We start from the raw sequence: 9,706 nt of genomic DNA on the forward strand, positions 1-9,706 counted from the left end.
CCTTCTTGATTCGCGGATGGCCCACAGCCGCACGGAGTGGTTCACCGGACCGGATGCCAGCACCCCGCCATTGGTGGAAAAGGCCACGCTCTACCCTGCGTTCCTATGCCCCTTCCAGGACGCGCAGTACCCGCCCGCTGTTGGGGTCCCACAGCCGTACAGTGCAGTCCGCTGCCCCCGATGCCAGCATCCGGCCACCCGGGGAGAAGGCTACGCTGTACACCGGGGCCGCATGGGCTTTCAGGATGCGCAGCACCCGTCCGCTGTCGGGGTCCCACAGCCGCACGGTGGTATCCCACGACCCCGATGCCAGTATCCGGCCATCGGTGGAGAAGGCCACGCTGTATACCGAGGCTGTATGCCCTTCCAGGACACGGAGTAGATGCCCGCTGGCAGGGTCCCACAGCCGCACGGTATGGTCATCCGACCCGGATGCCAGCATCTGGCCATTCGGCGAGAAGGCGACACTGTTCACCAAGTGCGTATGCCCTTCCATGGTGCGCAGTACCTGCCCGGTGGCGAGGTCCCACAGCCACACGGCACCGTTCCATAAGCCGGATGCCAACATCTGGCCATCGGGAGAGAAGGCGATGCTGATGGACCCGCTCATATCCCCCAGCAGGACGTGTCGTTTCTCTCCGGTGGCGGGGTCCCGCAGTTGTACGGTGCCGTCGGACGAACTGGAGGCCAGCATCTGGCCATCGGGGGAGAAGGCCACTCTGGGCACCCCGCTCGCATGCCCCCGCAGGATGCGCAGGATCTCTCCGGTGGCGGGGTCCCACAACCACACGACACCGTCCCACAAGCCGGATGCCAGCATCCGGCCATCGGGGGAGAAAGCCACGCCGTATACGGGGGCTGTATGCCCTTCCAGGACGCGGAGTAGATGCCCGCTGGCGGGATCCCACAGCCGCACGGTACAGTCCGCCGATCCGGATGCCAGTATCCGGCCATCGGGGGAGAAAGCCACATCGTATACCCAGCCCGTATGCCCTTTCGGAGCCAGTTCCATTTTTCACCTCCCGCAGTTGAGATGCGATTTTGCGACCTGCGACCCTTTTGATCCGTGGACGGCCCACAGCCGCACGGTGTGGTCAAACGAACGAGACGCCGGTATCCGGCCATCGGGGGAGAAGGCCACGCCCGATACCACCCTCCTGATGTCCTTTCGGGACGCGCGCGTTCCCACAGCCGCACAATGTGGTCCCCCGATCCGGATGCCGGTATCTGGCTATCGGGGAGAAGGCTACGCTGCCCACTGGGTCTCTGTGCCCTTCCGGGATGCGCCCTTTCCCCCATCCACCCAGCCCAGCCCAACCCCCCAGATGCCCGTATCCGGCCATCGGGGGAGAAGGCCAGCCTGTATGCCCGGTCATCACCTCTTGTGGTGATGAGCCGCTGCGATCGGGGCAATGGGTATTATAGCGCTTCCCATGGGACATTCCCTTTATTAAGGGATATTCCCGACACCATTGATTTCGTCCCGCCGGGCAAAATCCATGACCGGCCCCTCCTCCTTCCTCGGCCCACGGCTCGTAGACCGTTTTGGCCCGTTTCGCCGCTGGAGGGATCTCCACGGGCATCACTTCCCGGGGAACTCCCGGTAGGGCCTTTGGGGACGGCCAATGGATCGCACCCACTCCATTCCCAACCGGCAGACCGCGCATTCGGATCACGAGGCGCCAATGGGGCTATAATACACCTTATCAGCCGGTCATTTCTGGCCAGGTGCACGACTCGTCGTGCTCGCAGAAGATGAGCGCAGAGGAACGGACCGACTCGCTCGCGTTCGATCGGTGAAAGGCATGCAGAGAAACCGCTTTGGGCGGTGAATCACAGCCCAACGGCAACGGAAACTTGCCCGGCCCGCGCGATAGAAACCCGTGACCCCATGGCAGGTCACGACGGGAGAGCCAGCCAGTCGGCCTGAGTGAGGTTGCGAGGTACTGGTGGGGCCGATCGCGGTGGGCGCTCTGTGGCGGGAAGAGTCGTCACCCAGACCGGTCCGCGCGGACGATTGGGCCGTGGTAGAGGTGGAGTGAAATGGTATCCGCTTCCTTCCGAGCGCCAGCATGGGTTGTGTGGTGGGATCTGACACGCTCCTCCACCCTCATCCAGCAGGGGCAATCGGCACATCTCTGGCAGATATTCTCCGTGATCAACCGTCTGCTGGAGATGGACGGGTTTGTGCTATTCGCTCCCGGCGGGGATGGGGGTGGATATTGCCGCCTGTCCCCTTTGACGTTCGCCAATTTCAGCCGATGCATCCATGCCAGCTGCGACATCATCGATTCTGTTGTGCGATGGAGAAACAGCGATCGCTTATTCGAAGACATCTTTGTCCGTATTGCCATCGTTTTTGCTCCCACCATTGATGTGTATCGGCTGCACACCCGGGGGGTCAAAGGGATTACTTGCTACGGAGAGGGTATCGTCACGGCCCAGAGACGATGTCATCAGGCGCCCCGGGACAGGGATGTGGTGATGGTCGATGAAGCCATTCTCCATTCTCTGAACCCTCCTGTTTCATCGCTGATTTCATTGCTGAGGAACCATCCTTTTGTAGTTTTGGATTCCGGCAGGTAAACGGGTTCTTTGCGGGCCCGATCCGCTCTGCATCCATATCGCGAGTTGCAATGGGGCGGGTTGCAGGGTCGCACAGCGACCAGTGGTATGCGATCGGTGGAGGAAATGATGAAACGATGTCTGACCATGATCCTGGTTGTGTTTTCTGGGGTGTTGTTTTTCGCCGTTTCCGCCATGGCCCAACAGGAATTTCCTGGAGAGAAGGCTGTGATGGGCATTGCGGTGAACGCGAATGTGTACGTCATCACCGCCTCCAACTGTCGTCCCTACTCGCGCGGCTGTTTGGGGGTGCAGGAATTTCCGACCACGATTTCTCTGTGGACATACCTTTCGCCGGAAAACGATGTGCGCCTGCGCCGTGGGTTCGCTGCGTTCACCCCCTTCACGGACTGTCCGCTCACCCTACCATATCCCCGTTATTCCCACGAGATCATTCAGCGGGATGCCGTGTCGGTACCTGTTAAGAGTGTCCACCTGGTTGCTCCGGGCATTCCCTTTTTATCCCCTGCCACCGCGTGTCTGTTCTCTCCCGTAGACTGGGAAGAGATTGCCGCGCTGGCGGAGAGAGGTACCCCCTTGCAGCCCCTATCCACGTACCTGCGATTGGGCAAGATGTCCACGGAAGCAGTGGGGAGACTGACGGCCATTTATGGCTATTCGCGGTATATGGGGGGCAAAAGATTTCACGAAGGACTGGACACCTCCTGGAACGCGCCGGGAGAGAATGTGATCGTCTCTCCGATTCCCTATTCCCCCCTGATCGTCCGGGGTGGGTGGGGGATGTCCATTGCTCCCTGCGCGCTCGAGCCCGCCATGATGCGAGAAGATGCGGAAGCGATCGTCGCGTTCAAGCAAGCGATGGCCGATCTCGAGAACGGGCAGGCCCCACCCGGTTTGGATTGTGCGATTCTCTTCGGCGGTTTCCATATTGTCAGCGAAAATCCCTATCTTCCTTTGGGAAGAGCCGCAGAGGTGATGTCCCACCCGTCGGCAAAAGGAAAGACACCCTGGGAAATGGATTTGATTTATCCCCCGCGCACCACAATGGCCATGTGCGCCACTGTATCCGGCTACGCGGGAGATTTTGTCCCCCATTGTCATTACCAGGCGAGCATTGTGCCAGGAGATGTGGCCAGAGAACTGATCGCGACACTCCGGGGAAACCCCGGCGAGATGATCCGCTCCCTCGACGAACTGGTACAGACAAGAAACAGGGATTGGGGGGGGCTTTGGTCCACCGTCTACCGGTATTCCGTCGATCCCGCCCTATTCCTCCTTCCAGAAGCAACAGCCGAGTGCGTACAGGATCGTACTCCCGCCCGGTTCGCGGAGTGCTGGGCCGGGCACCGGTGGCCCGAAGGGGGGTGGATCCCCACCAACACCCTACCCATGCTGCATCCAACGGCTTACTGGCGCAGTGCGAATATGGGAGAGTATTTGCCCGGCATTCACTCCCCGGGCGGGACGATTGAGCAACTGGGGGGTGCGGAGTGCAAAATTTACAATAAGGAGGTCCCTGGATGCTATTGCTATCCTTCCACTGCCAACTATTACAATACATCTGACAGCAGCTATTCCGTCCGCATGGTGAATGAGACCGCGCGGCGGATCCTCCCCGCTCTGCAACGATATATATGTGCCAAGATTCACCGATGTGGCAGCGGCTCCTCTCCCCCTGCCGACTGACGCCATCGGTGCGACCTGCGACCCGGCGCCCCACGACAGTTCCACTGGGGGTCTCCGGGAAGTGCCCCGGCAAAGGCCGCAGAGTCGCGGGCCGCCCGGCGATATGCGAGAGCGAGTTGGTCCGCCCGCGAGTGGAAGTCTGTTTTATTCCTCTGTCCCCAGAACGATCGGGAGAATCCCCTGTCTGCCGATCTGTGTGGCCAAATTCTGTATGTACGAAGGGGGAATCGTGGGACAGACGAATTCCACAACAGGGAGAAACTCCAGCAATGCTCTCTGGGCCTCATAATCTCCCCTCAGGGCAAGAATCCTGAGCGCCCAGGTGAGCGCCAGGACAATCATTTGGGGAGATGAGGTGTCAGGAGAGATCCACATATCCATTTTTCGCATGGTCTGATTCTCCGGCGATTCGCGGATGTGACGGTTGTCGCTCCCAGGATACCACGGCTTGGGGGTGCGGATGCCCACCCGTTCACACCGCTTCCCGCGGTGTTGCTATAATCAAAGACAAACCATCAGCGATAGGAGGAAGAACATGAGCAACGCAACCCTACATTTTTCAGACGGCAATGTCCTGCGAGTGCCGGGCGAAGCCTTACGGAAAATCCTTCGTTACCTTGCGGCAAACACGGAGCAACTCTTGACCTTCATTGCCGCTTCCTCCCCGGAGGATGGCAAAAGCGGCCAGGACGGAGGTGGAGAAGGGACCCGACTTGCCGACGGTCTTCCCCAACCGACCGATGGCATCCGGCGATCCGGGCTTCTTCCCCTCATTCTGTCCTATCTTTACGCCCACCTCCAAGGGAAAGCTCCCCACCTCTCCCCCTGGCTCCTGGTGGCGGGTGCCTTGATTGCCCTGTATCTGATGTCCCCGGTCGACGTGATACCGGACGCTGTGCCCATCGTCGGGATCCTCGATGACCTGATTGTCACAGTGATCGGGTATCTGCTATGGAGACAGAACCAACTGGTCCCTTTCGCGGACTGGTGTCGGCGCACAGGGGCCCGGGATTTCCCGCCGCAGGTTCGCCCAACGGTCCGGCAAGCGGCAGAGCGGTTTATGGCCTCCCAGCAGGCTACCCAGCATACCGGGCCAACAAACTGAGCACTCCCAGCGCGATCATCAGCCAGCGTACGATCGTGTCCCCGGGGCCTCCTGTTACAATTGGGCCGGAAATCTTTTTCCCGAACCATCGGATTCCGGAAGGGGTGAGGCTGTCCAGTGCCAGGTGAAGGATCCACCCGGTGCCCATTCCCAAGAGAAACCCACCGGCGCCGGGAGAAAACAGCCAAATCCCGGATCCGGCCACCAGCATCATCAGGCCCCAGGTAGGGGTATGCAGAATGCCCCTGTGGGGCAAACCGAACACGGAACAGATCGTTTTCAGGATCCACCCCACTGCATACCCGATCAGATGCGCCGGGAGCAGGACAGAGGAAAAAAGGCCGGCGATGATTCCCAGGGACCGGACCTTTCTGCGGATCTCTTTCAAAGAAGCCTGAACGGGGTTGCCAAAAGGAAAATCCGAGTCCGGGGCAATCACACCGATCACGGTGCCGGTCACCCATGGCCCGACGGCCGCGGGTGGAAGACTGGCCAGTAGGGGGAGGATCAGTGCAGAACTGGCGAGGTGAGTGTTTCTGGTCATGAGCACTGCGGCAGGGGGCTGCCGGTTTTCAGCCGGCAGAGAACTGCCGCCCTCCTTTCGATCTTTGACTGTTCTAAGGCCATATGCACTGCCGCCATCCGGTCGGCGTGGTCGGAAAAGAGTCTAGCCTCCATACCCGTCGCGCTGGCCCTGCTGGCAGACGGACCAACCGTCCGGCCTGCGAGCGTTTCTCTCGCCCGTCCCGGGGGGTTCCTGCGCCCGCCGATGTGGCCGCGGCCCGGGCCATCCCATCCAGGGCTGCCGTCAACCCATCCAACGAGTTTCTGACCCAAAGTGGCACCTCCGGGGCAACGACCAGCCGCCCCTCTTAGTAAGCGGTCATGGACAAACATCCCCCAATGGCTGCCAGGTACCAGAGAGGCGAGTAGGGGATGTTCGTTTGTTTTTGTTTTCGACAGACAAGAAACCATAGGGACCAGAGGGCGGACAACAATACCAGCAGGAACAAGAACATCGTGTGGTGAGGGGCGGAGGCAAAAACCGTGCTGGTCGCGACGAAAATATCCCCCTCCCCAACCTTTCCCCATCGGATCCCCAGTGCCATCATCACCCCGATCGGTGCCCAGATCATCAGCGTCCTGGCAACCGTCTGGGTATACAGGAGATCGTGGAAGAGACATAAAAGCGCGAGGATACAATCCAGCCGGATGTCCACCACTTGGTAGCGGACATCAAGATACATGTTGTATGCCGCCACCGGTACCAGAGCGAGAATCTTATACCATCCCCCAGCCACGATGGGGCCGGGAGGAGGGGCAAGATACAGGATGCCTCCGCCCGCAATGGTGGCGATCGGGACAGACCACCAGGAGGGGAAACAACAGGCAATCCACACGATCATGGCCGACACGATCCACATATGTTCTCCCATCGTGTTCCTTGTCCGACAGATCCTCGGGCTCAAAAACGGACTTGTAGCACCGCCACGCCCTCTCTACCACAGGCGACCATCACGTGGCGGTCGTCCGAGGCAGCCACCTGCCAGATCTCTCCCGGCATTTTGTGATGCCCCGCGATCTCCAGTCCAAAGGGACGATCGCGGATGACCCAGAGGTCATTCTGGTTCGCCGCCACGCAAATGACCTCTCCGGAACCGGCCACCCCCACCGGCCGCCCCAACCCGTCGCACCGATGAACCAGCACCAGCCGTGACGGATCGATCTTCGCCAATCTTCCGTCTCGGGTCGTCGCATAAACCCAGAGGTTTTTTGTCATTACACCCGTGATGTCTGTTTCCCCGCCAGGCCGGTAAGGATCCATACGCCAGTTGCGACCATCATCGGACGGGTGGACAATGGCAATCCCCCGCCCCGTGGTTGCTGCCCAGATCGTATTGCCGTATCGGGCCACATCTGCGATGGGGCAGGGCAGTTTGACGCGCCCTTTTTCCTGCGGCGATGACGGGTTGGGAACTTCCAACATCGACAGCCATCCCTGCCGGCTGGCCACATAAACATATGGATTCCACATCACCACCCCCCAGGCATCCGGTATCGCAGAATAGAACCCCAGGGCGCGCGGATGGGATGGATGAGAGACATCGACCATTTGGAGACCGTTGTCGCCAGCCAGATAGACAATGGTATCCCCAATGCCAATGTCTTTGATGGTCCCTGGAGGCAAACTGCATCCCCCAACCCAGCGGGGCGAGGCGGGGTTTGTGATATCTGCCACCAGCAACGCTCCATCCGCGCCGATGAACAGCCTGTCGCGGTTCTGTCCGACCGCCACGGCGGTCGCCGCGCTGTCGGTGGGGAGAATGGAGACGATCTCTACCTCACAATTGGTGCCCATTTCTTGCCTCCCTCGCGATGGATTCGTGGATGGCCCACAGCCGCATCGCCCGGCCACATCCCCCGGATGCCAGCGTCCGGCCATCCGGCGAGAAGGCCATGCTCCACACTGCGCCCTGATGCCCTTCCAGGGTGTGCAGCACTTGCCCGGTAGCGGGGTCCCACAGCCGCACGGTGCGGTCCACCGACCCGGAGGCCAGCATCTGGCCATCGGGAGAGAAGGCCACGTCGTATACTGGGGCTGTGTGCCCCTCCAGGACGCGCAGTTCCTTTCCGGTCGCGGGGTTCCACAGCCGCACAGTACGGTCCCATGACCCGGAGGCCAATATCCGGCCATCCGGGGAGAAGACCACACCCCGCACCCAGTCCGTATGCCCTTCCAAAGTGTGCAGTATCTGCCCGGTAGTGGGATCCCATAGTTGCACGGTACCGTCGCCGGACCCCGATGCCAGCACCCGGCCATCCGGAGAGAAGGCTACGCGATACACACAGTCCGTATGCCCCCGCAGGATGCCCAGTATCTCTCCGGTGGTGAGGTCCCACAGTCGCACGGTGCCGTCGGATGAACCGGAGGCCAGCGTTTGGCCGTTGGGGGAAAAGGCCACGCACTGCACTCCGTTTGTATGCCCCACCAGAGTGCGCAGTATCCGCCCACTGTCCAGGTCCCACAGCCGCACGGTGCCATCGCACGAACCGGACGCCAGCATCCGGCCGTCGGGGGAGAAGGCCACGTCCTGCACCCAGTGCGCATGCCCTTTCAGGGTTTGCAGGATCCGACGGCTGCCTGGGTCCCACAGCCGCACGGTGCGATCGTGCGATCCAGAGGCCAACATCCGGCCATCGGGAGAGAAGGCCACGCATCGCACTCGGTTTGTATGTCCCTTCAGGATGAGTTCCATGGGATCGGGTCGCAAAGTCGCCGGTTGCAGGGCAACCCGGATCATCCGGCCGCGACAAAGCGCACGTCGGTCAGAGAGCCGACTTGCCGTGCCAGGGCACGGGTCACGACCGGGCGGAGACGGGCCTCCAGCCAGGCCCGGGCATACTCGCTGGCAACCTGAACAACCAAGGAACCCCCTTCGCGGGCGATTGGGCGGGACCCTCTCAGCAAGGTCTCAAAGGTGGCGCGCGTCATTTCCAGCTGCAGTTCATTCAGGGTGGCCTGCCAGATTTCCTCCAATTCTCCCCGAACCTCTCTCTCTGGGAGCTTGACCGCATCACTGTGCGGCGACGACCGGTATTGGGCGTGCCGGGTTGCCCGGGTTACCCGCTCCTCGGTATCCCAGAGGCCCTGTTCCAGCCGATATACGGCCAGCGCGATAGCCTGCTCGGCAGTCGGTGTCGACTGGCAGGTGGAGCGAAGGGTTGCCTGGAAAACTTCCTGTGCCCTGCGGGGATTGAGGCCCTTCTCTGCCATCATGGCGGCGATCCGGGCAGCATTCTCCGGGAAAACCCCGTTCTCCTGGAGGATTTTGGCGATCGTATCGGCCCCATTCCCTTTCGGTGTTTTCCCATTGCCGCGCGGTGGTGGCCCGTATTGGGCATGTCGGACTGCCCGGGCCGCTCGCTCTTCGGTATCCCAGAGGCCCTGTTCCAGTCTGTACACGGTTCGTGCGAGTGCCCCCTCGGCAGTGGGTGCCGATTGGCTGGCGGACTGAAGGGTTGCCCAGAAAACCTCCATGGCCTGGACGGGATCTAGGCCCATTTCTGTCATGATGGTAGCGATCCGCACAGCGTTTTGGGGGAAAACCCCGTTCTCCTGGAGAGTTCTGGTGATCTCGCCAACCCGACTCTCTTTGCCACGCGGCGGCGCCGGGTTTTTCTGGACCGACTGGTCAGGCCCGTGCACGGCGCGTGGGGTTGGTCCGGGTATCTGTTGACCAGCAACCGATCGGTCAGCTGATCGGCTTGCTGGATTTTTCTGGACCGACTGGTCAGGCCCGTGCACGGCGCGTGGGGTTGGTCCGGGTA

11 protein-coding genes are annotated in these 9,706 nt (G+C 61.1%); 3 read left to right on the plus strand and 8 right to left on the minus strand.

Going from position 1 to position 9,706, the window contains the following annotated elements; translation table 11 throughout:
• Positions 1–103: 103 nt before the first annotated feature.
• Together ABJK56_RS18380 and ABJK56_RS18385 are read right to left on the minus strand one after the other, a co-directional pair.
• Positions 104–1,012 carry a WD40 repeat domain-containing protein gene (locus tag ABJK56_RS18380; protein ID WP_347246141.1) on the minus strand — a complete coding sequence of 303 codons (909 nt, stop codon included), beginning with the start codon at positions 1,010–1,012 and terminating at the stop codon, positions 104–106.
• 82 nt (positions 1,013–1,094) lie between these two features.
• Entirely contained in the window at positions 1,095–1,667 is a 573-nt protein-coding gene (locus tag ABJK56_RS18385; RefSeq protein ID WP_347246142.1) for a hypothetical protein, read from the minus strand.
• A gap of 376 nt (positions 1,668–2,043) precedes the next feature.
• Here ABJK56_RS18385 and ABJK56_RS18390 point away from each other — a divergent pair, with 376 nt between their 5' ends.
• Complete coding sequence (locus ABJK56_RS18390; RefSeq protein ID WP_347246143.1) at positions 2,044–2,586, plus strand: hypothetical protein; 543 nt, start codon at positions 2,044–2,046, stop codon at positions 2,584–2,586.
• Between the two features lie 105 nt (positions 2,587–2,691).
• Positions 2,692–4,272, plus strand: a complete 1,581-nt coding sequence (locus tag ABJK56_RS18395; RefSeq protein ID WP_347246144.1) for a hypothetical protein — start codon at positions 2,692–2,694, stop codon at positions 4,270–4,272.
• 144 nt (positions 4,273–4,416) lie between these two features.
• On the opposite strand, the gene ABJK56_RS18400 is transcribed toward ABJK56_RS18395, so the two are convergent.
• The gene (locus tag ABJK56_RS18400) at positions 4,417–4,740 is read right to left on the minus strand and encodes a hypothetical protein (protein ID WP_347246145.1); all 324 of its coding nucleotides are present in this window, start codon (positions 4,738–4,740) and stop codon (positions 4,417–4,419) included.
• Positions 4,741–4,807: 67 nt separating this feature from the next.
• On the opposite strand from ABJK56_RS18400, the gene ABJK56_RS18405 reads away from it, so the two are divergent.
• Positions 4,808–5,377, plus strand: coding sequence for a YkvA family protein (locus ABJK56_RS18405; RefSeq protein ID WP_347246146.1), 570 nt, complete (start codon positions 4,808–4,810; stop codon positions 5,375–5,377).
• On the opposite strand, the gene ABJK56_RS18410 is transcribed toward ABJK56_RS18405, so the two are convergent.
• From ABJK56_RS18410 to ABJK56_RS18430, 5 genes are all read right to left on the minus strand, one after another.
• Entirely contained in the window at positions 5,349–5,921 is a 573-nt protein-coding gene (locus ABJK56_RS18410; protein ID WP_347246147.1) for a metal-dependent hydrolase, read from the minus strand. The genes ABJK56_RS18405 and ABJK56_RS18410 overlap by 29 nt on opposite strands.
• Before the next feature lie 328 nt (positions 5,922–6,249).
• Positions 6,250–6,801, minus strand: coding sequence for a hypothetical protein (locus tag ABJK56_RS18415; RefSeq protein ID WP_347246148.1), 552 nt, complete (start codon positions 6,799–6,801; stop codon positions 6,250–6,252).
• Positions 6,802–6,842: 41 nt separating this feature from the next.
• A complete protein-coding gene (locus tag ABJK56_RS18420) occupies positions 6,843–7,736 on the minus strand; it encodes a hypothetical protein (protein ID WP_347246149.1) in 894 nt (297 codons plus the stop codon).
• Positions 7,720–8,679 (minus strand): WD40 repeat domain-containing protein, encoded by a 960-nt coding sequence (locus ABJK56_RS18425; protein WP_347246150.1) that lies wholly within the window; start codon positions 8,677–8,679, stop codon positions 7,720–7,722. The genes ABJK56_RS18420 and ABJK56_RS18425 overlap by 17 nt, the downstream gene beginning before the upstream one ends.
• Positions 8,676–9,706: DnaA N-terminal domain-containing protein (locus tag ABJK56_RS18430; protein ID WP_347246151.1), on the minus strand; the 1,031-nt coding region annotated here is incomplete at its 5' end. The genes ABJK56_RS18430 and ABJK56_RS18425, both read right to left, overlap by 4 nt.

Origin of the sequence: Thermogutta sp. (assembly GCF_039793925.1) — a bacterium.
In the GTDB taxonomy this organism is placed as follows: Bacteria; Planctomycetota; Planctomycetia; order Pirellulales; family Thermoguttaceae; genus Thermogutta.

Bases quoted from the DNA above. Each gene is read 5' to 3' on its own strand.
- ABJK56_RS18380 (WP_347246141.1), bottom strand. From the start codon at position 1,012: ATGGAACTGGCTCCGAAAGGGCATACGGGCTGGGTATACGATGTGGCT.
- ABJK56_RS18385 (WP_347246142.1), bottom strand. From the start codon at position 1,667: ATGCGCGGTCTGCCGGTTGGGAATGGAGTGGGTGCGATCCATTGGCCG.
- ABJK56_RS18390 (WP_347246143.1), top strand. From the start codon at position 2,044: ATGGTATCCGCTTCCTTCCGAGCGCCAGCATGGGTTGTGTGGTGGGAT.
- ABJK56_RS18395 (WP_347246144.1), top strand. From the start codon at position 2,692: ATGATGAAACGATGTCTGACCATGATCCTGGTTGTGTTTTCTGGGGTG.
- ABJK56_RS18405 (WP_347246146.1), top strand. From the start codon at position 4,808: ATGAGCAACGCAACCCTACATTTTTCAGACGGCAATGTCCTGCGAGTG.
- ABJK56_RS18410 (WP_347246147.1), bottom strand. From the start codon at position 5,921: ATGACCAGAAACACTCACCTCGCCAGTTCTGCACTGATCCTCCCCCTA.
- ABJK56_RS18415 (WP_347246148.1), bottom strand. From the start codon at position 6,801: ATGTGGATCGTGTCGGCCATGATCGTGTGGATTGCCTGTTGTTTCCCC.
- ABJK56_RS18420 (WP_347246149.1), bottom strand. From the start codon at position 7,736: ATGGGCACCAATTGTGAGGTAGAGATCGTCTCCATTCTCCCCACCGAC.
- ABJK56_RS18425 (WP_347246150.1), bottom strand. From the start codon at position 8,679: ATGATCCGGGTTGCCCTGCAACCGGCGACTTTGCGACCCGATCCCATG.